Consider the following 26,640-nt stretch of genomic DNA (forward strand, 5'->3'; position numbering starts at 1 on the left):
GTAGCTCTCTGTCATCCCGGCATCAGTACTGCAGTAGGTGCTTGGGTAGCCTCGGCCCTATGTGTGGAATCGTTGGCTACACCGGTCCGCGTCGCGCGGTCGACATCGTGGTGGAAGGCCTCCGCCGGTTGGAGTACCGGGGGTATGACTCCGCCGGTGTCGCGGTGGTCGACAACGGCCGGATCGGCCTGGAGAAGAAGGCCGGGAAGCTGGCCAACCTGACGTCGGCGCTCGCGCAGCCCGACAGCCCGGTCGGCCCGTCTGACGCGGGCACCGCGATCGGACACACCCGGTGGGCCACCCACGGTGGGCCGACGGACCGCAACGCGCACCCGCACCTCTCGGCGGACGGCAGCATCGCGGTGATCCACAACGGGATCATCGAGAACTTCGCGGCCCTGCGGACCGAGCTGGAGGACCGGGGCGTCGAGTTCCGCTCCGACACCGACACCGAGACCGCCGCCCACCTGATCGCCGAGGCCTACTGGTCGCTCGACGCCAGCGATTACGGCCACACCAGCACCGACGAGACCCCGGGCCGGCTGGCCGAGGCGATGCGTATCGTCTGCCGCCGGCTGGAGGGCGCGTTCACGCTCCTCGTCGTGCACCGGGACGTCCCGGGCGTCGTCGTGGGTGCGCGCCGCAACTCGCCGATGGTCGCGGGCCGCGGCAACGGCGAGAACTTCTTGGCGAGCGACGTCTCCGCGTTCATCGAGTACACCCGCGAGGCCGTCGAGCTCGGCCAGGACCAGGTCGTCGAGGTCACCGCGGACGGCATCGTCGTCACGGACTTCGCCGGTAGTGCCGCCGAGGTGCGGGACTACCACGTCGACTGGGACGTGTCGGCCGCCGAGAAGGGCGGCTACGACTACTTCATGCTCAAGGAGATCGCCGAGCAGCCGCAGGCGATCGCCGACACGCTGCGCGGCCGTCTGACCGAGCACGGCGAGATCTCGCTCGACGAAGTCCGCCTCAGTGACCAGGACCTGCGCGACATCGACAAGATCTTCGTGATCGGCTGCGGCACCTCGTACAACGCCGGCCTGGTCGGGAAGTACGCGATCGAGCACTGGACGCGTATCCCGGTCGAGGTCGAACTCGCCAGCGAGTTCCGCTACCGCGACCCGGTGCTCGACCGGTCGACGCTGGTCATCGCGATCAGCCAGTCCGGCGAGACGATGGACACGATCATGGCGCTGCGCCACGCCAAGGAGCAGAAGGCGCGCGTCCTCGCGGTCTGCAACACGAACGGTTCGACGATCCCGCGCGAGTCCGACGGTGTGCTCTACACGCACGCCGGGCCGGAGATCGCGGTCGCGTCGACGAAGGCGTTCGTCACTCAGATCATCGCGGTGTACCTGGTGGGTCTGCACCTCGCGCAGATCCGTGGCATCAAGTACTCCGACGAGGTCGCGGCGATCGTCGACCAGCTCAAGGCGACGCCGGACGCGGTGGCCGAGGTGCTCACCACGATGGAGCCGGTGCGGAAGCTGGCCCGTGACCTCTCCGGGTCCCAGCAGGTGCTGTTCCTCGGTCGGCACGTCGGGTACCCGGTGGCGCTCGAGGGTGCGCTCAAGCTCAAGGAGCTCGCGTACATGCACGCCGAGGGCTTCGCGGCGGGCGAGCTCAAGCACGGGCCGATCTCGCTGATCGACGACGGGGTTCCGGTCGTCATCACGGTGCCGTCGCCGCGTGGCCGCAGCATCCTGCACGACAAGATCGTGTCGAACATCCAGGAAGTGCGGGCCCGAGGCGCCCGGACGATCGTGATCGCCGAAGAGGGCGACCACGCGGTCGAGCCCTACGCCGACCACATCATCCGGGTACCCCGGACGACGACGCTGCTCGCGCCGCTGACGACGGTCGTGCCGCTGCAGGTGCTCGCGTGCGAGATCGCCGCTGCCCGCGGCAACGACGTGGACCAGCCCCGCAACCTGGCGAAGTCGGTCACCGTCGAATAGTGGCGGCCAGCCACGGTGTCCGACGGGACCTGGCGAGGTCGGTCACCGTCGAATAGTGGCGGCCAGCCACGGTGTCCGACGGGACCTGGCGAGGTCGGTCACCGTCGAATAGTGGCGGCCAGCCACGGTGTCCGACGGGACCTGGCGAGGTCGGTCACCGTCGAATAGTGGCGGCCAGCCACGGTGTCCGACGGGACCTGGCGAGGTCGGTCACCGTCGAATAGTGGCGGCCAGCCACGGTGTCCGACGGGACCTGGCGAGGTCGGTCACCGTCGAATAGTGGCGGCCAGCCACGGTGTCCGACGGGACCTGGCGAGGTCGGTCACCGTCGAATAGTGGCGGCCAGCCACGGTGTCCGACGGGACCTGGCGAGGTCGGTCACCGTCGAATAGTGGCGGCCAGCCACGGTGTCCGACGGGACCTGGCGAGGTCGGTCACCGTCGAATAGTGGCGGCCAGCCACGGTGTCCGACGGGACCTGGCGAGGTCGGTCACCGTCGAATAGTGGCGGCCAGCCACGGTGTCCGACGGGACCTGGCGAGGTCGGTCACCGTCGAGTAAGTCCCGTTGCAACGAAACGTGGTGTGGGCGAACGTCCACACCACGTTTTGCTGTCACCGCGTCAGGTGCGGAGGGACCAGCCTCCGTCGGAGCTGATCACCTGGCCGGTGACCCAGCCGGCGTCGGGGCCGACCAGCCACGCGATCACGTTCGCGGCGTCCTCCGGCCGACCCCAGCGCCCGAACGGCATCGTGCCGACGACCGACGCCGTGACGTCGGCATCCGCCCAGCCGGTATCGGTCGGACCGGGGTTCACGCAGTTGACGGTGCTGTGGGGCGCGAGTGCGGCGGCGAGGCTCGGGGTGATGCCGGCCAGCGCCGCCTTGCTCGCCGCGTACGGGATCTCGGCGGGCATCGGCCCGTCGATCTGCCCGGACGTGAGCAGCACGATCCGGCCGGGGACGTCCGCACCCGGAGCATTCGGTAGCTCCGCGGCGGCCTTTCGGGCCGCGGCGAACTCCTTCACCAACAGCAGCGTCGCCCGGGTGTTGACCGCGTAGGACAGATCGATCTCGGCGGCGTCCAGGTCCTCCAGGGATGCCCACGGGACCGACCTGGCGTGGTTGGCGACCACGATGTCCAGGCGTCCGAACTCGTCCAGGGCGGACTCGACGAGCGCGCGCGGCGCCGCCGGGTCGGTGAGGTCGGCCACCGCGGTGGCGACCCGCCCACCGCTGGAAGCCAGCGACGCCGCGAGCGTCCGTAATCCGGCGGTGTCCGCTCCCCACGGTTGTTCCGCATCGTGCGGCTCCCAACCGTGCAGGAGTACGGCGGCGCCGTCAGCGACCAACCGGCGGGCGACCGCGGCGCCGATACCGGCTCGGCGGCTCGCTCCAGTGACCAGAGCTACTCGACCAGTGAGAGGTGGCACGCCAGCCACCGTGCCACCAGGCGGGGTCGACATGCCAGGGTGGTAGCCGTGATTGTCAGTGTCGGCATCGATGTAGTGCTCGTCGAGCGTTTCTCCACGGCCGTGGCCCGTACACCGCTGCTCCTCGACCGCCTGTTCACGGCGGACGAGCGGCTGACCCGGTCGGGTAACCCACGGTCGGCGGAGTCGCTCGCTGCCCGCTTCGCCGCCAAGGAGGCCGTCGCCAAGGCGCTCGGTGCCCCCCGCGGCCTGGCCTGGCACGACTGCGAGATCGTCTCGGACGCCGACGGACGGCCGTGGCTGACCGTGAGCGGAACGGTGGCGGAGGCCGCGACCGGGCTCGGCATCACGCGCTGGCATCTCTCGCTCTCGCACGACGGTGGGATCGCGTCGGCGATGGTCGTGGCGGAGGCGGCATGAGCGAGGACGCGCGCACCGGCGCCTGGCCGGTGAAGGCGATCCGGGCCGCCGAGCGCGATGCGATGGCGCACCTGCCGTCCGGTGGCCTGATGCGGCGTGCCGCCGCAGGGTTGGCCCGGCGCTGCGCCGCGCTGCTGGCCGACTCCGGTGGCGTGTACGGAGCGCCGGTCGTCCTGCTGGTCGGGGGCGGCGACAACGGCGGCGACGCGCTCTACGCCGGTGCGACGCTCGCCCGCCGGGGTGCGGTGGTGCGTGCGGTCGCGGGCGTGCAGGACGAACGCGTGCATCGGGCCGGCCTCGCCGCGTTCCGCGCTGCCGGTGGGCGGCTGGTGGAGCTGACCGATGTCCGCGAGCGGCCGGCGCTGGTCGTCGACGGGCTGCTGGGCATCGGTGGCCACGGTGGACTGCGCCCGGACGCCGCCCGGCTCGCAGTCGCCGCCGACGCGTGGCGTGCCGCCGGGTCGGTGCTGGTCGCCGTCGACCTCCCGAGCGGCGTGGACGCCGACACCGGTGAGGTCGCCGGCGTCGCGATCACCGCCGACGTCACGGTCGCGTTCGGCAGCCTCAAGGCCGGTCTGCTGGCCGGTGCGGGCGCCGTGCGGGCCGGGCTGGTCGAGGTCGTCGACATCGGCTTGAACTTCTCGGAGCCGCCGATGGCCCGGCTGGTCACGGCCGATGCGGTCCGCGACTGGTGGCCCCACCCCGGGCCGAACGACGACAAGTACACCCGGGGCGTCGTCGGAGTCGCGGCCGGCTCCGAGCAGTACCCGGGAGCGGCGATCCTCAGCACCGGTGGAGCGCTGTCCGGCCCGGCCGGCTACGTCCGGTACGCGGGTGCGGCCCGCGACGCGGTCCGCACCGCGCACCCCGAGGTCGTCTCGGGGCGGTCGGTGGCCGAGGCGGGTCGGGCGCAGGCGTGGGTGGTGGGTTCCGGCCTCGGTACGGACGACGCCGCGGCGGACGCCGTCCGCTGGGTGCTCTCCACGGACCTACCGGTTCTCCTGGACGCCGACGGCCTGACGATCGTCGCCCGTGATCCGAACCTGCTGCGCGACCGCAAGGCGCCGACCGTCCTCACGCCACACGACCGCGAGTTCGCGCGGCTGGCCGGCGAGGTCGGCCCGGATCGCATCGACGCCGCCCGCCGCGCCGCGCGTGATCTCGGTGCCACGGTCCTGCTCAAGGGCTACCGGACGGTGATCGCCGGCCCGGACGACGCCCCGGCCTACGTCGTGGCGGCCGGCGTGCCCGAGCTCGCCACCGCAGGCACCGGTGACGTGCTCTCCGGAGTGATCGGATCGCTGCTGGCCGGGGGCGTGCCCCCGGCCGAAGCGGCCGCCGCCGGTGCGTTCGTCCACGGGATCGCGGGGCGGCTCGCGCGCGAGGAGGGGCCGGTGGTGGCGTCACGAGTGCTGGCCGCGCTCCCGACCGCCGTGAACCAGGTCGTCGGAGGTTGACCGGTTGTCGGCCCGGCCCGAATTCCGCGGCCCACGGGACGCTGTCCCGCGACCGGTGTGTGCGCCTGGGAGACTGGGAGCCATGGTGCAAGCGGAAGCGGTGATCGACCTCGACGCGATCCGGGCGAACACCGCCTACCTGGCGGAGCGCGCGGCTGCCCACTCGGCGGCGACGATGGCGGTGGTCAAGGCCGACGGCTACGGCCACGGCGCGCTGCCGTCCGCGCGGGCCGCGTTGGCGGGCGGCGCCACGTGGCTCGGCGTGTCCACGGTGGCCGAGGCACTCGAACTCCGCTCGGCCGGTATCGATGCCCCGATGCTGAGCTGGCTCAACGCGCCGGGCACCGCGTTCACCCCGGCGATCACGGCCGGCGTCGACCTCGGCGTCCCGAGCATGCGGGTGCTCGACGAGGTGATCGCCGCCGCGAAGGCGGCCGACCGCACCGCACGAGTGCACCTGAAGATCGACACTGGGCTCGGGCGCTCCGGCGCCACCCCGGCCGACTGGCCGGACCTGGTCACCGCGGCCGCGAAGGCCACAGCCGAGGGGACCGTCGAGGTGATCGGCGTCTGGAGCCACTTCGCCTGCGCCGACACGCCCGGTCACCCCTCGATCGCCGCGCAGCTCGCCGCGTTCTCCGAGGCGCTGGCGGTGGCCGAGCGGCACGGCGTCAAGCCGCAGGTGCGGCACCTGGCCAACTCGCCCGCCACGCTGACGCTCCCGCAGGCCTACTACGACCTGGTGCGGCCCGGAGTGTCGGTCTACGGGCTCTCCCCGATCCCGGACTGCGCGGCCGCCGAGGCACTGCGCCCGGCGATGACGCTGCGCGGCCGCGTGCTCGTCGCGAAGCGGGTCCCGGCCGGCCACGGCGTCTCGTACGGGCACACGTACCACACGAGCGCGCCGACCACGCTCGCCGTCGTCCCGCTGGGCTACGCCGACGGCATTCCGCGGCACGCCAGCAGCGTCGCCCCGCTCCTGCTGGGCGGGGCGCGCCGGACGATCGCCGGCCGGGTGTGCATGGACCAGTTCGTGGTGGACGTCGGCGACGATCCGGTGGCCGACGGCGACGAGGCGATCCTGTTCGGCCCCGGTGACCACGGCGAGCCCACCGCGGACGAGTGGGCCGAGGCGGCCGGCACGATCAACTACGAGATCGTGACCCGGATCGGTGCGCGGGTGCCCCGCACGTACGTCGGGGCGGGGGCGTAAGCGTGCCGAGAGACGACTCCCAGGCCGCCAAGGCCGCCGCGAAGATCGCTACCGAGAGCCTGGCCAAGGGCGGGGTATCCGCGGCCTTCGGGCTGGCCGGTGCGCTGGTCGGCGCCTTGGCTGCCGGTGCCGCGGCCGGCGTCGCCGCGGAGCGGTTCGCAGTGCGCCGACGCCGCCGGGCCGACGATCCGTACGCCGACGAGCCGTTCGGAGCGCTGCCCTACGACAGCGCCCAGGTCGTCACCGCGGACGGCGTCGACCTGTACGTCGAGATCGTGGAGGCCGACGGGGAGCCCGACCTGACCGTGGTCTTCGTCCACGGCTTCGCGCTGGACATGGGCACCTGGCACTTCCAGCGCCGGGTCTTCACCGGCCACGAGGACCCACGGCTGCGGATGGTCTTCTACGACCAGCCCGGCCACGGCCACTCGGCGCCGCGCCCGGACGGCGACTACACGATCGACCAGCTCGCCGACTCGCTGGCCGAGGTGATCGCGAAGGTCGCCCCGGACGGGCCGCTCGTGCTCGCTGGTCACTCGATGGGCGGCATGACGCTGATGGCCCTGGCCGAGCGCCACCCCGACCTGGTGATCGACCGGGTGGTCGGCGTCGCGCTGATCTCCACGTCGGCCGGTCACCTCGACGACGTCGCGCTCGGGTTCCCGCCGATCGTCGCGTGGCTGCGCGGCGCACTCACGCCGACGCTGTCCAAGGTGCTGCGCTGGCAGCCGACGATGGCCGAGCGCGGACGCCGCTCCGGCAGCGACCTGGCCTACCTGCTCACCGAGCGGTACGGTTTCGGCCGGTCGAATCCCAGCCCGGCGCTGGTGGAGTACGTCGAGCGTATGAACGACGGCACCAAGGTCGACGTGATCGCCGGTTACCTGGCCACGCTGTCCCAGCACGACCGGTACGCGGCGCTGGAGGCCTTCGCCGACCTGGAGACTCTCGTCGTCTGCGGTGACCGCGACCAGCTCACCCCGGTGGAACACACTCGCGAGATCGCGAAGCTGCTGCCCAAGGCCGCGTTGCTGGAGATCCCGGACGGCGGTCACTGCACGCTGATGGAGCACGCCGACGCGACGAACGCCGCGCTCGCGGAGCTGTTCCAGCGCGCGGCGGGGGTGGCGGCCGGGCAGCAGCCGACCACCGCACCGGAGCGCACCGAGGTCGCGGCCGCGAAACAGCGTCGTGGCTGGGCGCGCCGCTCCGGTAAGCAGCAGAGGCGTGCGCTGGACCGGATCCTTCGTCGGAAGGGCGCCTGATGATTCTGAAGACGCCAGAGGACACCCGCGCACTCGGCCGCTCGCTGGCCCCGCTGCTGCGCGCCGGTGACCTGATCGTGCTGGTCGGTCCGCTGGGGGCCGGGAAGACCCAGCTGGCGCAGGGGATCGGCGCGGGTCTCGGGGTCCGCGGTGCGATCACCAGCCCGACGTTCGTCATCTCCCGCGTGCATCCGCCGGACCCGTCCCGCGGCGGTCGGCTTCCCCTCGTCCATGTGGACGCCTACCGGCTGGGCGGCGTCGCCGAGGTGGATGACCTCGACCTGGACGCCGACGTGGACGCCGCGGTCACCGTGGTGGAGTGGGGTGCCGGCCTGGTCGAGCAGCTGGTCGACGGCTACCTGGAGATCCGCCTCGACCGGGACGAGGAGTCCGACGAGCGCACCGCCACGCTGGTGCCCCACGGCAGCGACTGGGACGAGCGGCTGGCCGGGCTGCTAACGGTCGCCGAGTAGTCGGAACATGGGCACCGCGCCCAGCAGGGACGCGACCCACGCCAGTACGAACACCGCGGCGACCGACGCGGCGGCCACCAGTGCGCCGGCCACTGCGGCACCGATCGAGCTGCCGACGAGGAACGCGGTGATCAGCCACGCGAACGCCTCGGTGACCGTGCCCGCCGGGGCGAGGCGGTCGATCACCAGGAACACCAGCGTGATGATCAGCGGCAGGAACAGCCCACTGACGACGCTCAGCGCGAGCGCCAGCGGGAACACGCCGGACGTCGTCGGTACGAACGTCAGCGGCAGGTAGCCGAACCCGAGGGCGCAGAGCAGCCAGGGCAGTACCGGGCCCGGCGACACCCGCTCGGACCGGCTGGAGAACCAGACGCCGCCGATCAGTGCTCCGGCGGCGTTCGCTGCGACCAGCCAAGTGGCCCAGCCGCGGTCGCCCGCCGCCTCCGCGAACGCGGCCGCGGCCACCGGGAACGTCCCGACCGTCAAGCCGACCAGCAGCATGCCGACGTAGACCCGACGCAGCCGGGCCGGGCGCAGTGCCCCGGCCCAGTGCCGCTCCTCGACCTCCTCCGGGCGCCAGGTCCGTGACGACGGCGCGGAGGCGAACCAGAGCGTGCCGAGCAGTCCGATCGCTGCGGCCGCGTACAAGCCGCCGGCCGGGCCGAACGTGGTCGCCACCAGAACCAGCAGCGGGCCGGCGACGAAGACCAGCTCCTGGGAGGCGGCGTCCAGCGCGTAGATGCGGGGCACGTCCGGCGCGGGCAGCACCGTCGGCCAGATCGCGCGGAGGCCCGGCTCCACCGGCGGCGTGGCGACGCCGGCCACCGCGGCGACCACGATCCCACCGACCGTGCCGACCATCGGGAGCAGCGCCAGTGCGATCGAGCACAGCACTCCGGCGCCGACGATCACCCGGGTCTGACCGGTGCGGTCCATCCAGCGGGCCAGGACCGGGCCGCCGATCGCGGACCCGGCGGTGTAGGCGGCGGCGAACAGCCCGGCCACGCCGTAGCCGACGTCCGAGCCGCGGCTGAACAGGACGAGCGCGACCGGCACCATCCCGGTAGGCAGACGTCCGAGCAGGCTGGACGCGAGCAAGCGAGCGACGGTCGGCCGGCGGAGCAGCGCGAACGGCGAACTGGCGGTGGTGGTTCCAGACATGGGATCCCCAGAGGGTGGAGCGAGCGAGGGCGCTGGGGTGACCGCGATCAGCGGCCGGCTGCTCCGGGGAAGTCACCGCGCTCGCGGTCGTCGCCGTAGAGCGGCAACTGGACCTCGAGCGATGACATGCCGCGAGTATGCCCTATCGATGCCCTGCCGCCCCCGTTCGGGGGACGGACGCCCGGCATCGACCGGAATAGAGTTTCCCTATCTGTCCGGTAGGAAGGAGCGCCTGATGAGCGCCACCGATGATCTGCTGGCGAACGCCGAGCGTTACGCCGCGACGTTCGACAAGGGAGAGTTACCGCTTCCGCCCGGCCTCGGCGTCGCGGTGCTGGCGTGCATGGACGCCAGGCTCAACCCGTACGGGCTGCTCGGCTTGAACGAGGGTGACGCCCACGTGATCCGGAACGCCGGCGGCGTCGTCACCGCGGACGAGTTGCGGAGCCTGGCGATCAGTCAGCGGCTGCTCGGTACCACCGAGATCCTCCTGATCCACCACACCGACTGCGGGATGCTCACGTTCACCGACGACGAGTTCAAGGCATCGATCCAGGCCGAGACCGGGCTCAAGCCGGCCTGGGCGGCGGAGGCTTTCGACAACCTCGAGGACGACGTCCGGCAGTCGATCGCCCGGATCAAGGCCGACCCGTTCATCCCGCACAAGGAATCGGTCCGCGGTTTCGTCTACGACGTCCACACGGGCAAGCTCGTCGAGGTTCCGGCCTGACGTTTCCCGTTGTTTACCAGCGAACGCCGCCGACCAGGGGTTTAGTCGGCGGCGTTCGGTGTGGGTCGATGGTGCAGGCAGGCCCGCCCGGTCCGGTCGGTGGTTGCTGATCCGTGACCGAAGAGTGATCAGGACCCACCCAACCGTCCTAGAAAACAGTGGAGCTTCGTACCGGTCAGACCGGTACGAAGCTCCACTCGCCTACCGGAACGAGCTACTTGATCGTCAGGTTGTTCAGGACGTACTCGCAGCCGTTCTTGATCTGCGACTCCTGGTCCGCCCACTGGCAGCGGAGCTGGATCTCCTTGGTGCCGTTGAACATGAAGTAGCTGTAGGCCTTCGCGGTGCCGAAGTCGAACTGGTAGAAGTACCCCTTGTACCCGTTGTAGGTCACGTTTTGCCGGGTTGAGGGGTCTTGCCCAATTCGCCGGACCAGGCCGTCGAACTCGGCCTCGAGGGTCGAGTCGCTCACCGTGCTGGTGTCGGCGGGCAGCGTGTAGGAGTCGAGGATCAGGAAGTCGTTGGCCTCGCTCGCGGACGTCGCCATCGCCGCGGTGTACTCGCTGCTCGCGCCGGTCGACTCCGAGCTCGGCGCGGTGACCTCCTGGAAGCCTGCCGGCAGCCGGGTGGTGAACGGCGCGCCGGCCGGGGCGACCTCGGGACGGCTGGTGTCGATCGACGGCCCGGCGCTCGGCGCCGCCGAGGTGGCGCCCGTCGTCGGGAGGCCGGTGATCGGCGCGCTCGGGGTCGGCTTCGCCGTGTCGTCGCCGTCGCCGTCACTGCCGGCGATCAGCCAGCCGCTGACGCCGCAGACCGCGATGATGATGACGACCACCGCGACGATGCCGCCGACGATGATGCCGGTCTTGCTCTTCTGCGGCGGAGCCGGGGGCGGGAAGCCGCCGGGCGCACCATAGGCGGCGGCCGGGTTCGCGTACGGGTCCGCCCCGTAAGCCCCGGCGCTCGGGTTCGCGTACGGGTCGCCCGGGGGTAACGGCGCGGTCGGGTTCGCCGGCTGGCCGTACGGCACGCCCGACGACGGCTGCCCGTACGGACCGCCCGAGCCCGGCTGGTCGTAGGGAGACCCGGACTGGGGCTGGTTGTACGGAGTGCCCGACGACGGCTGGCCGTACGGACTCGCCGGCTGGCCGTACGGGTCGGACGGCTGCTGCCCATAGGGCTGGTTCGGGTCGTAGCTCATGCGACGACCTCGCTCACGCTGTTGTCGACGCCCCGGGTCATCGGACCCGGTTCGAGCCAGCCGATCATCATCCCTACCTCGTTCCGTTCTCTCCGGTCGTTATGTTCAGCGCGCTCAGGACTGCGCTGAGTGGAATGCGGGGAGAGCAAGACAATCACCTCGGACGCTTCTCCGCACTAGTGGCGTGACCAGGCTGACGGCGGATCGCACCGTATCTCCTGGTTCGAGCGTCACGTCACTGGTATCTCTTGGGCTCACCGGCCCCGATTCCCACCAAGAATGCTGCGCCGGCCAGGATTTCGGTGTGCTGATGCCGACGCAAACAGTGTCGCGTACCGGACACAGTTGTCGCACAGTCCGTCAAGTAACACCGCCGATCGTGACAACTGGTCGGGGCGCCGTGCCGCACGTTCGTTCGGTCGGTGGCTGACCGTAGGCTTGACGGGTGCTGGCTCTGCTTGTCGATACCGCCACCGCGGCCGTGACCGTCGGCGTCGCCGAGTTCCCTGCTCCTTCCGGTGATGCGGGATCATCCCATGTCCTCGTCCGGGCCGAACACGTGGTGGTCGACGCCCGTCGGCACGGAGAAGCGCTGGCTCCCGGCATCGCCGTGGCGCTCGGCGAAGCGGGTATCACGGTCGGTGACCTGAACGCCGTCGTTGCGGGGGTCGGGCCCGGCCCGTTCACCGGCCTGCGGGTCGGCTTGGTCACCGCGGCCTCGCTGGCGGACGCGCTCGGTATTCCGGCGTACCCGGTCTGTTCGCTGGACGCCGTCGTGCCGGATCCTTCGGTGCGGGCGGGCCGGCCGCTGCTGGTCGCCACCGACGCCCGGCGTCGCGAGGTGTACTGGGCGGTCTACGACGCCGCCGGCACGCGCGTCCACGGGCCCGACGTCGCGAAGCCCGCCGACCTGCGGGCGCGCCTCGACGCAGGTGAACTGGGCGCGGTCGACGACCTGCTCGCGGTCGGCAGCGGTGCGGCGCTCTACGCCGACGCGCTCGGGCTCCCGGTGGCCGAGCCGCTGTACCCCAGCGTCGCCGGTCTGGCGCGGCTAGGCGCCGATCGGGTCCTGGCGAAGGCTCCTGCCGAGCCGCTCACCCCGATGTACTTGCGCCGGCCCGACGCCGTCGAGCCGGGCGCCGCCAAGTCGGTGCTGCGGTGATCGAGGCCGCGAGCCGGGTCGTCCTGGCGCCGATGCGCTGGTGGCACATCGATGCGCTCGGGCCGATCGAGCACGACCTGTTCGGCGACGAGGAGTGGTCGCCCGGGATGTTCTGGTCCGAGCTCGCCCAGGTCGCCACCCGGTGGTACCGGGTGGCGCTGGACGGAGAGGAACTGGTGGGCTACGCCGGGCTCTGCGTCTACGGGCCGGAGGAGGCCTGGGTGCAGAACATCGCGGTCCGCCGCGACCGCCAGGGCCACGGACTCGGGCGCCGGCTGTTGGACGAGTTGCTCGACGAGGCGGTGCGACGTGGTGCCCAGCAGGTGCTGCTGGAGGTGCGAGCCGACAACGCCTCGGCTCAGCGACTCTACGCTCGCCGCGGGTTCGAGGCGGTGGGGCTCCGCCGCGGCTACTACCAACCCAGCGGCGTCGACGCGGTCGTGATGCGCTGGGAAGCAATAGGAGAGCGATGAACGCGATGGCCGACGAGCCGTTGGTGTTGGGAATCGAGACGTCCTGTGACGAGACCGGGGTCGGCATCGTCCGCGGGTACTCGCTGCTCGCCGATGCGGTCGCGTCCAGCGTCGATCAGCACGCCCGCTTCGGCGGCGTGGTGCCCGAGGTGGCCAGCCGCGCGCACCTGGAGGCGATGGTCCCGACGGTGCACCGCGCACTCGACGACGCCGGCGTGACGCTCTCCGACGTGGACGCGATCGCGGTGACCGCCGGGCCGGGGCTCGCCGGCGCGCTGCTGGTCGGCGTCGCAGCGGCGAAGGCGTACGCGCTGGCGCTGGACAAGCCGCTCTACGGCGTCAACCACCTGGCTGCCCACGTCGCGGTCGACACGCTGGAGCACGGGCCGCTACCCGAGCCGGCGATCGCGATGCTGGTCTCCGGTGGACACTCGTCGCTGCTGCTCGTCGACGACCTCACCGGCGACGTGCAGCCGCTCGGCGCGACGATCGACGACGCGGCGGGGGAGGCGTTCGACAAGGTCGCCCGGGTGCTCGGGCTGCCGTTCCCCGGCGGACCGCCGATCGACAAGGCGGCTCGCGAGGGCGACCCGGCGGCGATCGGCTTCCCGCGCGGGCTCACCGGGCCGCGCGACCTCGCCGAGCACCGGTTCGACTTCTCGTTCTCCGGGCTCAAGACGGCGGTTGCGCGCTGGGTCGAGACCCGGCAACGAGCCGGCGAACCCGTCCCGGTGGCGGACGTGGCCGCGTCGTTCCAGGAGGCGGTGGCCGACGTGCTGACCGCGAAGGCGATCGACGCCTGCCGGAAGCACGGCGTCGACACGCTGCTGATCGGCGGTGGGGTCGCGGCCAACTCACGGCTGCGGGCGCTCGCCGCCGACCGGTGTGACGCCGCCCGCATCCGGTTGCGGGTGCCGCGGCCGAAGCTCTGCACCGACAACGGGGCGATGGTGGCCGCGCTCGGGTCCCGGCTGGTCGCGGCCGGTGTGACGCCGTCGCCGCTCGACCTGCCCGCCGACTCGTCCCTCCCGGTGACCGAAGTCGTGATGGCGGCGCACGAAGTGGGCGCAGAGACGTGATCGTCCGGATGGTGGAGATGGCCGCTCACCCCGAGGCGCACCAGGACTTGGTCGACTGGGCGTGCGCGGTCGCGGTGCCGGAGCTGGAGCGGAACCTCGACCACGTCAGCTCGGAGGTCTTCACGTCGACCGACAACCGGCTGGTGGTGATCTCCCGCTGGCGCTCGTCGCCGGTCGCGCTCGCCGACCCGCCCCGGCACTGGCTGCGCCGGGAAGCGCACTCCTGGGACTTCAGCCCGGTGGACCGGTGAGCGCGGTGCGGCCGATTCCCGTCATCCTCGACGTCGACACCGGCGTCGACGACGCGCTGGCGCTGCTGCTGGCCGTCCGGTCACCGTCGTTGGACGTGCGCGGGGTCACCTGCGTCGCCGGTAACACGGGTCTCGAGCCGGTCGTGGCGAACACGCTCCGGGTGCTCGACGTCGCCGGAGCGCCGCCGGATCTGCCGGTAGCGGCCGGCGCACGGCGTCCGCTGCTCGACCCACGTCTCCACACCCCCCAGACGGCCGAGCACGTCCACGGCGCCGACGGCCTGGCCGACCTGGGTTTGACGGACTCGTCCCGGGCTCTCGACCCGCGACCGGCCGTGGAGCTGCTCCGCGACCTGCTGCTGGGCTCGGACGTTCCGATCACCCTGGTGCCGCTGGCGCCGATGACGAACATCGCGCTGCTGCTCCGGAGCTACCCCGAGGTGCGGCCGAAGATCGAACAGATAGTGCTGATGGGCGGGGCGGTCAACGGCGGCAACGTGACCGCGGCGGCCGAGTTCAACGTCTTCGTCGACCCCGAGGCCGCCGCGATCGTGTTCGGCGCCGGGGTGCCGCTCACGATGTACGGGCTCGACGTCTTCTACTCGGTGCGGGTCGCGGAGGCCGACGCGGCGGACATGGCGGCCTCGGACGTGTCGTCCGCTCGGCTCGCCGGTCAGCTGCTGCGCTACCGGATGGCCGGTCGTGACTCGGCGGAGATCGGTGACGCCGGTGCGGTCGCCGCGGTGATCGCGCCGGAGGGCCTGCTAACGGAGGCGCTTCCGGTGCGGGTAGAACTCGACGGGCAGTACACCCGTGGCTGCACGGTGGTCGATCGGCGCGCGGCGAGCGACCGCGACTGGGATCCGCACCGCGATCATCCGGCCGCGGTGGTCGACGTCGCACTCGGAGTGGACGCCGCCCGCTACGCGAAGCTCTTCGTCGACACCGTGAGCCGCCCGGCGTAACCAGCGCCCGCTGCTTTCCCGAATACCCGCCGCCGCCGGCGCGGGAGGAGGGGCGGTTTTCCGAAGGTCAACCTCTCAGCGGCCCGGGAGAGGTGGTCTTCCCGAAAATCCGCCACTCGGCGGTGCGGGCAGAGCCTTACGTCGGTTCGCAGAGTAGGGCTAGGGGGGCGGTGCCCACGCGGGTGAGGATCAGCGTGGCGGCGTTCGGCCCGTTCAGCTTGAGTTGCGGACGCAACTGTTCCGGCGTCACCGCGGTGCCGCGCTTCTTGATCTCTACCCGGCCGACGCCCCGGCGGGCCAGCTCCGCGCGGAGCCGCTTCACACCGAACGGGAGCACGGCGTCGACCCGGTACGCCCGGGCGAACGGCGTCGGCCGGAGTTCGTCGGTGGTGAGGTAGGCGATCGCCGGATCGAGCAGTCGGCCGTCGATCCGGTCGGCCAGCTCGGCGACGAGGTGCGCTCGGATCACGGCGCCGTCGGGGTCGTACAGGTAACTCCCGATCTCCCCGACCGGTGCCTCGCGGTCGCCGGCGCCGGTGAGCTCGGCCCCTCCTGCGGTGTTCAGGTTGGGGGCGGTGGTCACCACGGAGGGGCCGGGGAGAAGGGTCGCTCGGCGGGGGACGGACGCGAGCGGGCCGAACCAGAGCGCGGCCTCGACGACGTCACCCCGCTCCGACACCCACTCCGCCTCGGCGCCCGGCGGGATCCGGTCGTGGTCGATACCGGGCGCGACCTTCACAGTGGTCCTGGGGATCCGCTCGGCCAGCGCCAGCAGGAACGACCACGGTGGCGAGTAGGCGTCCGGGTCGAACACGCGGCGGCCCTTGGCTCGGCGCGCCGGGTCGCAGAACGCGGCGTCGTACCCGTCGAGGTCCACTGCTGTCGCGTCCGCGCACACGACGCGGGCTCGGTCGGCGAGCTCCAGCGCCTCGATGTTCGCGGCCACCACCGCCGCGGTCACCGGGTCTCGCTCGACGCCGGTCACGTCCAGGCCGGCGCGGGCGAGCGCGATCAGGTCGGCGCCGGCTCCACAGCCCAGGTCGAGGACGCGTGTCGCGCCGCTCGCGGCAATCCGGTCCGCTCGACGCGTGGCCACCGTCCGGCGGGTGGCTTGCTCGACGGCGTCGTCAGTGAAGAGCATGGCGGCAGCGTCGGACCCGAGCTTGACCGCGGCGGAGCGGCGGAGCCGCTGTTGGGTGAGCGCGAGCGAGACCAGGTGCGGGTCGTGGCCGGCCGCGCGGAGCCGAGTGGCCAGCGCGAGCGGCTCACCCGCGTCGCTCGCGGCCGCCAGCGCCGCCACCCCGGCGGGGGACCGCAGCGCCTCGACGTCGGAAACCTCCACGGAGGGACATCCTCACACGGCGACCACCGGAGCCCCGCGACGGGAGAGCGCCCGCGCGATCTCACCGGCGTCGACGATCGCCGCGCCGCCGGGGTCGTTGTTCAGGTAGACGTAGACGTCCTCGCGGGCGGTGTAGGTGTGGATGAGGCGGTCCGCCCAGGTCTGTAGGGCTTGGCGCCCGTAGCGCGGACGGGGGTTCGCGCGGCCTTCGTGCAGGCGGAGGTAACCCCAGTCGGTGGTGCGCCAGCGCGGCGTCACCGGGCGGCCGAGGCGGTCGGCCCAGCAGAGCGCCGCGCCGTGCTTCTCCAGGACCGCCCTGACCTCCGTGCTCCACCACGACTCGTGCCGGGGCTCGACCGCCACCCGGGTTCCCCGCGGAAATGCGGCCAGGCAGGCGTCCAGGAGCGCAGCGTCGGCGCGCAAAGTGGGCGGCAGCTGCAGCAGCACGGGGCCCAGCCGATCGCCGAGTGCGGCGGCGCGGTCCATCAGCCGCGCGACCGGCTCTTCCGGGTCGGCCAGTCGCTTGACGTGCGTCAGGTACCGGCTGGCCTTCACGGTGACGACGAAGCCCTCCGGGGTCCGGGCGCGCCAGTCGGCGAACGTGGACTTTTCCGGCAGCCGGTAGAACGCGTTGTTCACCTCGACGGTCGGGAACTGCGTGGCGTAATACTCCAGCCAGGATCGCTGCGGAACGTCCACCGGGTAGAACCGTTCGCGCCAGTCGCGGTACTGCCATCCGGAGGTTCCCACCCACGCCGGCATGCGGTCTCCTTCTCGAGTCGAGCGCCCGCCTGCGGTTTTCCCTGTCCGGCCGAATTGATCCACGAGCCGAGGGGTGAACACGTTGAACCGGGGCGCGCTCAACCGCGTGATCGCTAACGAGTCGGTGGCGAGCGACGGTGCTCACGACGCTGCTGTAGCCGGGGAGCCGAAGGAGCCGCACGAGCCATGGGAACCTGCGGTGGCTGACGGACGGCGCGCATCGGGTGGCTGGGTCGAGTTCGAGGTCCGGTCGGAGGGCCTGGAGAAACCCGGGCGCGACTACGGAGGCCTGCTCGGGTACGGCGATCCGGACGAGTTCGGGTTCGGCGACGACCGCGGACGGGTTGCGTCGGACTACCCGATGACGTCGGACTACTCGACGGGAGACCTGGAGTCGGCGTACGGGGGGCCACCGGGCCACGGACCCGGTTCGCCGGCGTACGACCCCGGCTCCCCGCCGTACGACTACGACGACGGGCTCGCGCTCGGGGCGATGTCCGCGTACGACCCGGGCGGTCCGTCGTACCGCTACGAAGCCGACTACGGGCCAGGCGGGGCGCCCGGCTACGGCGGGGCGCCCGGCTACGGCGGGGCGCTCGGCTACGGCGGGGCGCCTGGTTACGGCGGGTTGCTGGCGATCGAGTCCGGAGCGTCCGCACCCGCATCCGCGCCTCCGTCGTCGCCCCATCCGCCGGAGCCCGGGAACCTCCCGGTGCTCGCCGGACGCGCGGTCGAGCTGCGCGATCGCGTCCGGGCACCGATCCCGGTACCGGCCACCCTCGCCCAGGTGCAGGACCTGCTGTTCGACCCGACCGGTGTCGTCCCGGTCGGGCTGGCGTCGGAGTGGCTGCGACCGGAGGCGGGCATCGTTCCCACTCAGGTCCGCCCCGAGGTCGACGAGCTGGTCGCCTGGGCCACCCAGGCCGACCGCGGGCCTGTGATGCGGTTGCTCTGCGGTGCGGGCGGCCAGGGCAAGACCCATGCCGCCCGGCAGATCTGCGCGACGCTGGAAGAGCAGGGCTGGCTGGCGGGCTTCCTCACGCTGCCACCGGCGACCTGGCGGACGACCGGCCCGGACGACCTGGCGATGACCGGACCGGATCAGCGGCACTGGGAACAGCGACTGCGGCGCGCTCCGGAGCTGATCGCCGGTATCCGGGCCGTCGCCGAGCTGCGCACCCCGACGTTGCTGGTCGTGGACCAGGCCGAGTCGGTCGGTCCGTTGGTCGGCGAGCTGCTCGCCACGATCGACGAGTACGGCGCCGCGCCGTGGATCCGCGTCCTGCTGCTCGCGCGGTCGCCCGAGGGATGGTTCACGGATCTCTGCGAGGCCCATCGTCTGCGGTCCTGGGTGTCGCCGACGCCGGTCTGGCTGCCGGCGCTGTCCCAGCAGCTCGGACCGTCCACGGCGGTCGCGGTGTGGCGGGAGGCGGTGGCCGCGTTCGCCGACCGCGCGGTCGCCGACGGGGTGCTGCCCTCGGTCGACCTCGGGCGCTTGACGTCGCCGACGCCGCCCGGTCTCTGGGCGACGACGCTCGACTTCTACGCCGACGCCGCGCTGCGGGTGCTGGACGCCACCGCGCCCTCACTGCGTCGGCACACCCGGAGGGACGGCGGCGGACCGGATCCGGTGTCCGGCGTACTGGCCTACGAACGCCGGCAGGTCTCGGCGGTGCTCGCCGCTGCGGGGTGCGCGATCGAGGACAGCCAGCGCGACTGGGCGATGGCGGTCGTCAGCCTGCTGCCCGCGGCCACGCCGGAGGCGGCGGTGCGGGCGCTGCGGGCGGTGCCTGCGCCCTGGCAGGTGCCGCCGGACCGGAGGACCGAGGTGGCGATCGCGCTGGCTCGGCTCTACCGCGGCACGGCCGAGCAGGGCTGGTCACCGCCGCGCCCGGCGCGGCTCGCCGACGCCCACCTGCTGGACCTGGCCGGCAGCCTGGCCGATCCGGAGTGGGCGGCCGTGATGTCGAGCATCTGCGGGGACGCCGACCCGCTCGCGGCGCTGCACGCGGCCACCACGTTGATCCGCTGCCTGTCGGCGCCGACCCCCTCACGGCGTCAGGAGCGGGCCAAGAACCGGATCAGCGTCTCGCTGCCGTGGCTGCTGCGGACCTCGCCCAGCCGGTACGCGGTGCCGCTGACGCTGTTGGCGCCGGTCCGCTACACAAAAGCGATCACCGACCTGATCAGCGCCAGGGAACTGCCGCTGGAGACCGTGCGGCAACTGGACTCGCTCGTCCTGTCGGTCGGGTTCACCCCCAGTCGGGCAGCGATCGCGGCCGCCGTCTCCGAGCGGTTGGTCGCGGCCGCGCGTCCGGGTGCCGATCCCCAGCCGGCCGAGCTCAGCGAGTACGCCCGCTGCCTGAACAACCTCGGGATTCGCCTCACCGCGCTGGGCCGGATCGAGGATGCCCTGGAGCCCGCCGAGGACGCCGTCGCGGTGCAGCGGCGGCTCGCGCTGGCTGACCCGGCCACCTACCTGCCTGACCTGGCGATGTCGTTGGACCTGCTCAGCGCCGGGCTGGCCGAGGCCGGACGTCCGGAGGAGGCCCTGCCGCCGGCCGAGGAGGCGGCGGTGGCGTACCGGCGGCTGGCCGCGCAGGACTCGGTCGGCTACCTGCCGGACCTGGCCGGCGCGCTGAACACGCTCGGGATCCGGCTCACCGAGACCGGTCACCGGGACGCCGCGCTCGAGCCGGTGGAGGAGGCGGTCTCGGTCTGTCGGCGGCTCGCCGTCATCGATCGGGCGACTTACCAGCCCGAGCTGGCGTTCTCGCTGACGAACCTGAGCATCACGCTGGCGGACCTGGAGCGCTGGGAGGAGTCGATCGAGCCCGCCGAGGAGGCCGTGGTGGTCTACCGGCGGCTGGTGGCCGCCGACTCGGTGGCGCACCTACCGGCGCTGGCGCTCGCGCTGAACAACCTCGGCAACCGCCTGGCCGAGACCGGGCGGCGGGCCGACGCGCTGGAGCCGGCCGAGGAGGCGGTGGTCGTCTACCGCAGGCTCGTGGCGTCCAACTCGACCGCGTTCCTGCCGAACCTGGCGGCGTCGCTGAACAACCTCGGCATCCGGCTGGCCGAAGCCGGCCGGATGCAGGAGGCGCTGGCGCCGGTCGAGGAGGCGGTCGAGGTGTACCGGCGGCTGGTGGACGCCGAGGGCGAGGGCTACCTGCCCGAGCTCGCCCTCTCGCTGCACAACCTGGCCAACCGGCTGGTGCGGCTGGGGCGGCCGCTGGAGGCGCTCTCGCCGGTCGCGGAGGCGGTCGACATCCGGCGCGGGCTCGCCGATGCCGATCCGGCGCCGCACCTGGCCGACCTCGCCCGGTCGCTGGCGGCCGCGAGCACCACGATGGGCTCTCTCGGCCGGAACGAGGATGCGGCGTCGGCGGCGGCGCAGGCGGTGGAGGTGCTGGAGTCGACGCGGCAGCGGTCGGACGAGACCCTGTTGATGGCGGTGGTGAAGATCCGCGACGACGCGTACGCGCGGCTCGAGTCGGACGAACGGAACGAGCGGGCGCTGACGCAGACGACCGGGACGGTACGCGCACTCGGCTGGGGCGCCGGCCAGCAGGTTCCGCCGCATCCCCGTCGCCGCTGACTACTGGTAGCTGACGTACTCCGGGGGATGGGAGAACGCCAGCACCTCGGCTGGCCGGTACAGCGCGACGTCCTCGTCGTAGAAAAGCTTGTAGCCGAGGTGGAACTGCTCGGGACGCCGCACCGCGGCGTAGGTCGCGTCCTTCGCAGGCCGGGTGCCGAAGCCGTCGACGTGCTGGACCATCGCCAGGCCCGGCCGCGGAACGATCCGCTCGATGTCGGGCAGCATGCGCCGGCGGAACTGGTGCAGCAGGAACAGCTTCTCCGGCAGTTGCTCGGTCCGGACGATGTCCGCGACGTAGGCGGACGCCTCGTTCACCTCGGCGGCCGACACCTGGCCGATGACCTTGCCCGGTACCTGGTTCCAGGCGACGCGCCACTCCGGGTCGAGCGCGATCCCGACGTTCGGGTGCTCCAGGGCCCACCGGTACGGCTTGATCGCGTCCGGGAAGCTGAGCCTGCCCGGCTGGATGTCGAGGATGACCAGCGCCTTCGCTCGTTCTGCCGCCGCGATGTACTCGCGGATCACCGCGGGTTTGATGCTGTGGCTGTAGATGCCGCGCGGCCCTGGCTTCCGGTCGGCGATCCGGACGATCAGCTCGAACGCGATCTGGACCGGGCGCTCCGGGGTGTCGAACGGCTCGGCCGCCGCGCGGAGTCGCCGCACGATCCGGTCCGGCGGCTCCTCACCGAGCACGCCCAGCGTGCCGCCGCCGATGCTGCCGTAGTACGCGACGACGCGGTAGCGCGGGAAGATCGTCCGCCCTCCGAGCGGCAGTTCGGGAGGCGGCGCCGGGGTCTCGGCTTGCGGTACGGCGGCCTGCGGTGTGGAGCTCGCACCGGTGCCGCCGCTCTCCGAGTCCTCGCTGCACGCACCCGGGACGACAGCGAGCGTGAGCGCCAGCGTTACCGTCGCAACGTTGCGGCACCCCCGAACTCTCTGGTTCATGGCGTTCAGCTAACCGGATTGAGCCCGTTTTGGGGTAGATCAACGCCCGAATGTCCTGACCGGCGTTGGCCGGTGTCGAGAACGGACGCCGACCACTGCCGGACTACCCGCAGGCCTGGACGGGGAGTTGCTAGGGCTTCTCGTCCAGGCCGAGCAGGTCGACGAGTTGCTGCGCGTTGGTCTGGGCATAGTCGGAGTAGCAGTTGTTCATCAGCACGTGGGTCTCCTTCGCCGGCAGCTCCCGGATCTTCGGAGCCCACTCCGCCATCTCCTCCGGGGAGTACAGGTACCCGAACTTCTCGTGGATGTCCTTGCTCGTCCACTTGTCGCTGTGCCCGTGGAACCGCACGACCGCGAGGTCACTGGTCGCGGTGACGATCGGCGGCACCGAGCTCGGATGGCCCTGCGGCATGTCGACCACCACGTACGGCACCTGGTAGTCGGTGAGGAAGCTCAGCGTCTCGTCCCGGTTCTCCTCGGACAGCCACGTCTTGTTGCGGAACTCGACGCAGATCCGGTCCGGCGCGCAGCGCTCCTTCACCTGGAGGATGTACTCGCGGTTGCGCCGGCCGATCGGGAACCACTGCGGGAACTGGAACAGCAGCGCGCCGAGCTTGCCCGCGGAACGCAGCGGCCCGAGCGCGGAGAGGAACCGCTCCCACACCTCGTCCACGACGCCCGCGTCGAGGTCCTTGATGTAGACGTTCTTCTTCTCGGCGGCCTCGCCGAGCTTGCCGCGCAGGTCCTTGTAGAGCGAGCCGGGCCGGGTCGGGTGCTGCGTCAGCAGCGCGAAGGCTTTGACGTTGAACGTGAAGCTCTCCGGCGTGCGCTCCGCCCAAAGCGCCGCGGTGTTCTCGGCCGGCGGCGAGTAGTAGGTCGAGTCGACCTCGACGATGTCGAACTGTCCGGCGTAGTAGGCGAGCCGCTCAGCAGCCGATTCGACCCCGTCGGGATACCAACCGGACGCGAGGAGCGTGCGATCCGTCCACGAGGCCGTACCGACTCGAATGCGTGCCATGCCCGCCCGATGCCCGGTGAACGGGGGCGGGAAACCGGCTCAGCGGCGGGCGAACTCCCGACCGGTGTGCTCGATCACCGCATCCGGGCCGGGGAAGATCAGGCCCTGGTGACCGTCGTTGAAGGCGACGAGGTACGGGGGCTGGCCCTGCCTGCCTCGCACCTCCAGCACCTCGCCCCACAGGTCCGGCACGCCGACGGTGTGGCCGTGGACGTGAACCTTGTCGCCGATCTCAGCCTGCATCGTGCTGCCCTCCACTGGATGCCTCGGCCGTCTTCAACTCTTCTCCCGTGCCGCGCAATGGGGAAGAGTAACCGTGTCAACTGTTCGTGAACTCTTGAGGTTCGCATCACACGGTGATCTGTAACATGCGTACTCGCAGTAACTATGCGGTCGCTCCCGGCAACTATACGCGCTTGCTCGGGCCTGTCTACGAGAAAGATCTCGAAAGACGTGAGTGACCGGCAAGCTCATGCCCGCTCATGACCTGCCGAAACCAGTGAGGCGTACGTGGTTGGAGAGGGCTGGCACTCGGCTTGACGGAGTGCCAGCAACTGCTAGTGTTCCGTTTAGCACTCGACCATCGAGTGTGCCAATTCGTGCACGAGGGCGTCTTGATCCCCGCGACGGCGAGCCGCTCCGTGAGCAACGGTGGATTGCAACGGTTTGCACCCCACGAAGGGGGAGGACAACGACGTGACGACCGCTACCAAGGTCAACATCCGGCCGCTCGAGGACCGCATCCTGGTCCAGGCGAACGAGGCTGAGACGACCACTGCCTCCGGCATCGTGATCCCGGACACCGCCAAGGAGAAGCCCCAGGAGGGCACCGTCCTGGCTGTCGGCCCCGGCCGGGTCGACGACAAGGGCGCTCGCGTCCCGGTGGACGTGAAGGCTGGCGACACCGTCATCTACTCGAAGTACGGCGGCACCGAGGTCAAGTACGCCGGCGAGGAGTACCTGCTGCTCTCGGCCCGCGACGTTCTCGCGGTCGTCGAGAAGTAAAGCCTTGTCTTGACGCGTTCGCCCCGGTGGCGGCGGCCGGTACTCCGGCCGCACGCCGCCGGGGCGTACGCGTTTCGCATACCGAAGACGAGATAGGGACAGCCCTCAGATGGCCAAAATTCTTAGCTTCTCCGACGACGCCCGGAAGGGCCTCGAGCGCGGTGTCGACGCGCTCGCTGACGTCGTCAAGATCACGCTCGGCCCGAAGGGCCGCAACGTCGTCCTGGACAAGAAGTTCGGCAGCCCGACGATCACGAACGACGGTGTCACCATCGCGCGTGAGGTCGAGCTGACCGACCCGTACGAGAACCTCGGCGCCCAGCTCGCCAAGGAGGTCGCCACCAAGACGAACGACGTCGCTGGTGACGGCACGACCACCGCGACCGTGCTGGCGCAGGCGCTGGTCCGCGAGGGCCTGCGCAACGTCGCCGCCGGCGCGAACCCGATCGCGGTTCGCCGGGGCATCCAGGCCGCGGTCGAGGCCGTCGACAAGGCGCTCCGCGACAAGGCCATCCCGGTCGAGTCGAAGCAGTCGATCGCACACGTCGCGACGATCTCCGCGCAGGACGCCACGATCGGCAACCTGATCGCCGAGGCGATGGACGTCGTGGGCACCGACGGTGTCATCACCGTCGAGGAGTCCTCGGCGATGGAGACCGAGCTCGAGGTCACCGAGGGTCTCCAGATCGACAAGGGCTACATCTCGCCCTACTTCGCGACCGACGCCGAGAGCCTCGAGGCGATCCTCGAGGACGCTCGCATCCTCGTCACCACCGAGAAGATCTCCTCGATCGGCGACCTGCTCCCGCTGCTGGAGAAGGTCGTCGAGTCGAAGAAGCCGCTGCTGATCATCGCCGAGGACGTCGAGGGCGAGGCGCTCTCGACCCTGGTCGTCAACGCGATCCGCAAGACCTTCACGGTCGTCGCGGTCAAGGCGCCCGGCTTCGGCGACCGCCGCAAGGCCATGCTCGGTGACATCGCCACGCTGACCGGCGCCCAGGTCATCGCTCCCGAGGTCGGCCTCAAGCTCGACCAGGTGGGCCTGGAGTCGCTCGGTACCGCCCGTCGGGTGACGGTCACCAAGGACAACACCACGATCGTCGACGGTGGTGGCTCCGCGGAGGACCTGGCCGGTCGCATCGCCCAGATCAAGAACGAGATCGAGATCAGCGACTCGGACTGGGACCGCGAGAAGCTCCAGGAGCGCCTCGCGAAGCTCTCCGGCGGCATCAGCGTGATCCGCGTGGGCGCGGCCACCGAGGTCGAGCTCAAGGAGAAGAAGCACCGCATCGAGGACGCCATCTCGGCGACCAAGGCGGCCGTGGAAGAGGGCATCGTCGCCGGTGGCGGCACTGCGCTCGTGCACGCCGCTCCGGCGCTGGAGGGCAACCTCGGGCTCAGCGGTGACGAGGCGACCGGTGTGTCGATCGTCCGCGCCGCGCTCTCCTACCCGCTGCGCAACATCGCCGAGAACGCCGGCCTCGAGGGCGGCGTCGTGGTGGCGAAGGTCGCCGAGCTGCCCGTCGGCTCCGGCCTGAACGCGGCCACCGGCGAGTACGGCGACCTGGTCGCCCAGGGCGTCGTCGACCCGGTGAAGGTGACGCGCAACGCGCTCGCCAACGCCGCCTCCATCGCGGGTCTGCTGCTCACGACCGAGAGCCTGGTCGTCGAGAAGCCGGCCGAGGAGGAGTCCGCTGGTCACTCGCACGGCCACGGACACGGCCACAGCCACAGCCACGGCCCGGGCTTCTGACCCGACGTGCTGAAGGCCGGTGGGGCTCTGCCCCGCCGGCCTTCTTCATGTCTACGCCGTCCGGCGAACCACCGCAGGACGGGGGTTGTGCCTGGTGACCGCGCCGGCCGCCCCGGAAGTGCACACGCCCGGGTGGCGAACCAACGGCCGGCAATCGTCCGCGAGGTGCACACCGCCCGAGGTCAGACCGCCTGCGCCACCTGCGGAGCGTGCTCCTCGACCGGTGGCTGCAAGGCGTCGCCACGTCCGGTCCCCAGCAGCTGGTTCCGCTCGGCCTCGCTGAGCCCACCCCAGACCCCGTACGGCTCCCGCACCGCCAGCGCGTGCTGGCGGCACGGCTCCACGACCGGGCACGCCGCACAGATCGCTTTCGCCGCCGACTCGCGCCGCGCTCGGGAGGGGCCGCGCTCGTTGTCGGGGTGGAAAAACAGTGCGCTGTCCAGCCCGCGACACGAGCCATGGAGCTGCCAGTCCCATAGCTCGGTGGTCGGCCCGGGTAGGCGGCGGACGTCAGCCATGGGTCCTCCAAAAGCAAGTGCGCTGAATCGACGGCGAGGGGCCCCGGACCGCTCCGCACGAGTGGGCGGGACGATCCTGCAATGCCCCTGGTGGGCGGTGGGAAACGCTGCAGAGCCAACTTCTGCATCGATTGTGCGTCGAAAGAACTCTCCGTGACACGGGCTGCGTCGATTGGGCTTCCGACGGAGTCGGCGGTAACGGTGCGTACCGGCGTTGCGGCGACCTTCTTCCACGATCCCCGGCGGCCGCGCTGGTTGCCCCCGTCTTCGCTCGTCGGTCCGCTCGGCGCGCCCAGGCCCCGCCGCTCGTGGCCTTTGCCGCGGGTGAGCGTGGTTTCCCGAAGATCCGTGTTGGCGGGTGCTCCCGAGAGGTGGCCTTCCCGAAAATGCCTCCGCGCTGCTTTGCCCCCCGTGCCCGGGCCCCGCGCCCGCGCTCTGCGCCCGGGCCCGC

The 26,640-nt window shown here is 71.6% G+C and carries 24 protein-coding genes; 15 read left to right on the forward strand and 9 right to left on the reverse strand.

Going from position 1 to position 26,640, the window contains the following annotated elements; translation table 11 throughout:
- The first annotated feature begins 59 nt into the window (after positions 1–59).
- A complete protein-coding gene (glmS, locus tag ABEB28_RS32555) occupies positions 60–1,961 on the forward strand; it encodes a glutamine--fructose-6-phosphate transaminase (isomerizing) (RefSeq protein ID WP_345732089.1) in 1,902 nt (633 codons plus the stop codon).
- A 621-nt stretch (positions 1,962–2,582) separates the two neighbouring features.
- Here the strand turns inward: glmS and ABEB28_RS32560 are convergent.
- Complete coding sequence (locus ABEB28_RS32560; protein ID WP_376980367.1) at positions 2,583–3,392, reverse strand: SDR family oxidoreductase; 810 nt, start codon at positions 3,390–3,392, stop codon at positions 2,583–2,585.
- 48 nt (positions 3,393–3,440) lie between these two features.
- Between ABEB28_RS32560 and ABEB28_RS32565 the strand changes: the two genes are divergently transcribed.
- The 5 genes from ABEB28_RS32565 to tsaE all read left to right on the forward strand — a co-directional run bounded on the left by ABEB28_RS32565 (position 3,441) and on the right by tsaE (position 8,220).
- Positions 3,441–3,812 carry a holo-ACP synthase gene (locus tag ABEB28_RS32565; protein ID WP_345732091.1) on the forward strand — a complete coding sequence of 124 codons (372 nt, stop codon included), beginning with the start codon at positions 3,441–3,443 and terminating at the stop codon, positions 3,810–3,812.
- The gene (locus tag ABEB28_RS32570; protein WP_345732092.1) at positions 3,809–5,269 is read left to right on the forward strand and encodes an NAD(P)H-hydrate dehydratase; all 1,461 of its coding nucleotides are present in this window, start codon (positions 3,809–3,811) and stop codon (positions 5,267–5,269) included. Before ABEB28_RS32565 ends, ABEB28_RS32570 begins: the two co-directional genes overlap by 4 nt.
- 82 nt (positions 5,270–5,351) lie before the next feature.
- On the forward strand, positions 5,352–6,482 hold the full coding sequence (gene alr, locus ABEB28_RS32575; protein ID WP_345732093.1) for an alanine racemase: 1,131 nt from the start codon (positions 5,352–5,354) through the stop codon (positions 6,480–6,482).
- Between the two features lie 2 nt (positions 6,483–6,484).
- The gene (locus ABEB28_RS32580) at positions 6,485–7,747 is read left to right on the forward strand and encodes an alpha/beta fold hydrolase (RefSeq protein WP_345732094.1); all 1,263 of its coding nucleotides are present in this window, start codon (positions 6,485–6,487) and stop codon (positions 7,745–7,747) included.
- Positions 7,747–8,220, forward strand: a complete 474-nt coding sequence (gene tsaE / locus ABEB28_RS32585) for a tRNA (adenosine(37)-N6)-threonylcarbamoyltransferase complex ATPase subunit type 1 TsaE (protein WP_345732095.1) — start codon at positions 7,747–7,749, stop codon at positions 8,218–8,220. The genes ABEB28_RS32580 and tsaE overlap by 1 nt, the downstream gene beginning before the upstream one ends.
- On the opposite strand, the gene ABEB28_RS32590 is transcribed toward tsaE, so the two are convergent.
- A complete protein-coding gene (locus tag ABEB28_RS32590) occupies positions 8,203–9,384 on the reverse strand; it encodes an MFS transporter (RefSeq protein ID WP_345732096.1) in 1,182 nt (393 codons plus the stop codon). The two genes, tsaE and ABEB28_RS32590, sit on opposite strands and share 18 nt — an antisense overlap.
- A 235-nt stretch (positions 9,385–9,619) precedes the next feature.
- Between ABEB28_RS32590 and ABEB28_RS32595 the strand changes: the two genes are divergently transcribed.
- On the forward strand, positions 9,620–10,114 hold the full coding sequence (locus tag ABEB28_RS32595) for a beta-class carbonic anhydrase (protein ID WP_345732097.1): 495 nt from the start codon (positions 9,620–9,622) through the stop codon (positions 10,112–10,114).
- A gap of 214 nt (positions 10,115–10,328) precedes the next feature.
- Here ABEB28_RS32595 and ABEB28_RS32600 read toward each other — a convergent pair whose 3' ends face one another.
- On the reverse strand, positions 10,329–11,315 hold the full coding sequence (locus ABEB28_RS32600) for a hypothetical protein (RefSeq protein WP_345732098.1): 987 nt from the start codon (positions 11,313–11,315) through the stop codon (positions 10,329–10,331).
- A gap of 445 nt (positions 11,316–11,760) precedes the next feature.
- Between ABEB28_RS32600 and tsaB the strand changes: the two genes are divergently transcribed.
- Genes tsaB through ABEB28_RS32625 form a run of 5 tightly spaced genes read left to right on the forward strand, consistent with a single transcriptional unit; the run spans position 11,761 to position 15,245 of the window.
- Complete coding sequence (tsaB, locus tag ABEB28_RS32605; RefSeq protein WP_345732099.1) at positions 11,761–12,477, forward strand: tRNA (adenosine(37)-N6)-threonylcarbamoyltransferase complex dimerization subunit type 1 TsaB; 717 nt, start codon at positions 11,761–11,763, stop codon at positions 12,475–12,477.
- 32 nt (positions 12,478–12,509) lie between these two features.
- Positions 12,510–12,950: a ribosomal protein S18-alanine N-acetyltransferase gene (gene rimI, locus ABEB28_RS32610; RefSeq protein ID WP_345732113.1), complete on the forward strand. Its 441-nt coding sequence runs from the start codon at positions 12,510–12,512 to the stop codon at positions 12,948–12,950.
- Positions 12,951–12,955: 5 nt separating this feature from the next.
- Positions 12,956–14,029: a tRNA (adenosine(37)-N6)-threonylcarbamoyltransferase complex transferase subunit TsaD gene (gene tsaD / locus ABEB28_RS32615; RefSeq protein ID WP_345732114.1), complete on the forward strand. Its 1,074-nt coding sequence runs from the start codon at positions 12,956–12,958 to the stop codon at positions 14,027–14,029.
- A complete protein-coding gene (locus tag ABEB28_RS32620; RefSeq protein WP_345732100.1) occupies positions 14,026–14,280 on the forward strand; it encodes a hypothetical protein in 255 nt (84 codons plus the stop codon). Before tsaD ends, ABEB28_RS32620 begins: the two co-directional genes overlap by 4 nt.
- Positions 14,277–15,245 carry a nucleoside hydrolase gene (locus tag ABEB28_RS32625; RefSeq protein WP_345732101.1) on the forward strand — a complete coding sequence of 323 codons (969 nt, stop codon included), beginning with the start codon at positions 14,277–14,279 and terminating at the stop codon, positions 15,243–15,245. The genes ABEB28_RS32620 and ABEB28_RS32625 overlap by 4 nt, the downstream gene beginning before the upstream one ends.
- Positions 15,246–15,381: 136 nt before the next feature.
- Here the strand turns inward: ABEB28_RS32625 and ABEB28_RS32630 are convergent, their stop codons facing one another.
- Both ABEB28_RS32630 and ABEB28_RS32635 read right to left on the reverse strand, forming a co-directional pair.
- Positions 15,382–16,587 (reverse strand): class I SAM-dependent methyltransferase, encoded by a 1,206-nt coding sequence (locus ABEB28_RS32630; protein WP_345732102.1) that lies wholly within the window; start codon positions 16,585–16,587, stop codon positions 15,382–15,384.
- Positions 16,588–16,599: 12 nt separating this feature from the next.
- Positions 16,600–17,349, reverse strand: coding sequence for a DUF72 domain-containing protein (locus tag ABEB28_RS32635; protein ID WP_345732103.1), 750 nt, complete (start codon positions 17,347–17,349; stop codon positions 16,600–16,602).
- Between the two features lie 199 nt (positions 17,350–17,548).
- On the opposite strand from ABEB28_RS32635, the gene ABEB28_RS32640 reads away from it, so the two are divergent.
- Positions 17,549–20,947, forward strand: a complete 3,399-nt coding sequence (locus ABEB28_RS32640; RefSeq protein ID WP_345732104.1) for a tetratricopeptide repeat protein — start codon at positions 17,549–17,551, stop codon at positions 20,945–20,947.
- On the opposite strand, the gene ABEB28_RS32645 is transcribed toward ABEB28_RS32640, so the two are convergent.
- The 3 genes from ABEB28_RS32645 to ABEB28_RS32655 form a co-directional block, all read right to left on the reverse strand.
- Entirely contained in the window at positions 20,948–21,895 is a 948-nt protein-coding gene (locus ABEB28_RS32645) for a hypothetical protein (RefSeq protein ID WP_345732105.1), read from the reverse strand.
- A gap of 130 nt (positions 21,896–22,025) precedes the next feature.
- Positions 22,026–22,913, reverse strand: a complete 888-nt coding sequence (locus tag ABEB28_RS32650; protein ID WP_345732106.1) for a DUF72 domain-containing protein — start codon at positions 22,911–22,913, stop codon at positions 22,026–22,028.
- Between the two features lie 39 nt (positions 22,914–22,952).
- Complete coding sequence (locus tag ABEB28_RS32655; RefSeq protein WP_345732107.1) at positions 22,953–23,156, reverse strand: DUF1918 domain-containing protein; 204 nt, start codon at positions 23,154–23,156, stop codon at positions 22,953–22,955.
- A 453-nt stretch (positions 23,157–23,609) separates the two neighbouring features.
- Here ABEB28_RS32655 and groES point away from each other — a divergent pair, with 453 nt between their 5' ends.
- Together groES and groL are read left to right on the forward strand one after the other, a co-directional pair.
- A complete protein-coding gene (gene groES / locus ABEB28_RS32660) occupies positions 23,610–23,918 on the forward strand; it encodes a co-chaperone GroES (RefSeq protein WP_345732108.1) in 309 nt (102 codons plus the stop codon).
- Positions 23,919–24,027: 109 nt separating this feature from the next.
- The gene (gene groL, locus ABEB28_RS32665; RefSeq protein ID WP_345732109.1) at positions 24,028–25,671 is read left to right on the forward strand and encodes a chaperonin GroEL; all 1,644 of its coding nucleotides are present in this window, start codon (positions 24,028–24,030) and stop codon (positions 25,669–25,671) included.
- Positions 25,672–25,853: 182 nt separating this feature from the next.
- Here the strand turns inward: groL and ABEB28_RS32670 are convergent, their stop codons facing one another.
- Positions 25,854–26,189: a WhiB family transcriptional regulator gene (locus ABEB28_RS32670; RefSeq protein WP_345732110.1), complete on the reverse strand. Its 336-nt coding sequence runs from the start codon at positions 26,187–26,189 to the stop codon at positions 25,854–25,856.
- Between the last annotated feature and the right edge of the window lie 451 nt (positions 26,190–26,640).

This window comes from Cryptosporangium minutisporangium (assembly GCF_039536245.1).
Taxonomy (GTDB): domain Bacteria; phylum Actinomycetota; class Actinomycetes; order Mycobacteriales; family Cryptosporangiaceae; genus Cryptosporangium; species Cryptosporangium minutisporangium.

What these genes read in the sequence shown, in the direction of transcription:
- glmS (WP_345732089.1), top strand. Translation starts at nt 60, where the DNA reads ATGTGTGGAATCGTTGGCTACACCGGTCCGCGTCGCGCGGTCGACATC.
- ABEB28_RS32570 (WP_345732092.1), top strand. Translation starts at nt 3,809, where the DNA reads ATGAGCGAGGACGCGCGCACCGGCGCCTGGCCGGTGAAGGCGATCCGG.
- alr (WP_345732093.1), top strand. Translation starts at nt 5,352, where the DNA reads ATGGTGCAAGCGGAAGCGGTGATCGACCTCGACGCGATCCGGGCGAAC.
- tsaE (WP_345732095.1), top strand. Translation starts at nt 7,747, where the DNA reads ATGATTCTGAAGACGCCAGAGGACACCCGCGCACTCGGCCGCTCGCTG.
- ABEB28_RS32590 (WP_345732096.1), bottom strand. Translation starts at nt 9,384, where the DNA reads ATGTCTGGAACCACCACCGCCAGTTCGCCGTTCGCGCTGCTCCGCCGG.
- ABEB28_RS32595 (WP_345732097.1), top strand. Translation starts at nt 9,620, where the DNA reads ATGAGCGCCACCGATGATCTGCTGGCGAACGCCGAGCGTTACGCCGCG.
- ABEB28_RS32600 (WP_345732098.1), bottom strand. Translation starts at nt 11,315, where the DNA reads ATGAGCTACGACCCGAACCAGCCCTATGGGCAGCAGCCGTCCGACCCG.
- rimI (WP_345732113.1), top strand. Translation starts at nt 12,510, where the DNA reads ATGCGCTGGTGGCACATCGATGCGCTCGGGCCGATCGAGCACGACCTG.
- tsaD (WP_345732114.1), top strand. Translation starts at nt 12,956, where the DNA reads ATGGCCGACGAGCCGTTGGTGTTGGGAATCGAGACGTCCTGTGACGAG.
- ABEB28_RS32635 (WP_345732103.1), bottom strand. Translation starts at nt 17,349, where the DNA reads ATGCCGGCGTGGGTGGGAACCTCCGGATGGCAGTACCGCGACTGGCGC.
- ABEB28_RS32645 (WP_345732105.1), bottom strand. Translation starts at nt 21,895, where the DNA reads ATGAACCAGAGAGTTCGGGGGTGCCGCAACGTTGCGACGGTAACGCTG.
- ABEB28_RS32650 (WP_345732106.1), bottom strand. Translation starts at nt 22,913, where the DNA reads ATGGCACGCATTCGAGTCGGTACGGCCTCGTGGACGGATCGCACGCTC.
- ABEB28_RS32655 (WP_345732107.1), bottom strand. Translation starts at nt 23,156, where the DNA reads ATGCAGGCTGAGATCGGCGACAAGGTTCACGTCCACGGCCACACCGTC.
- groL (WP_345732109.1), top strand. Translation starts at nt 24,028, where the DNA reads ATGGCCAAAATTCTTAGCTTCTCCGACGACGCCCGGAAGGGCCTCGAG.
- ABEB28_RS32670 (WP_345732110.1), bottom strand. Translation starts at nt 26,189, where the DNA reads ATGGCTGACGTCCGCCGCCTACCCGGGCCGACCACCGAGCTATGGGAC.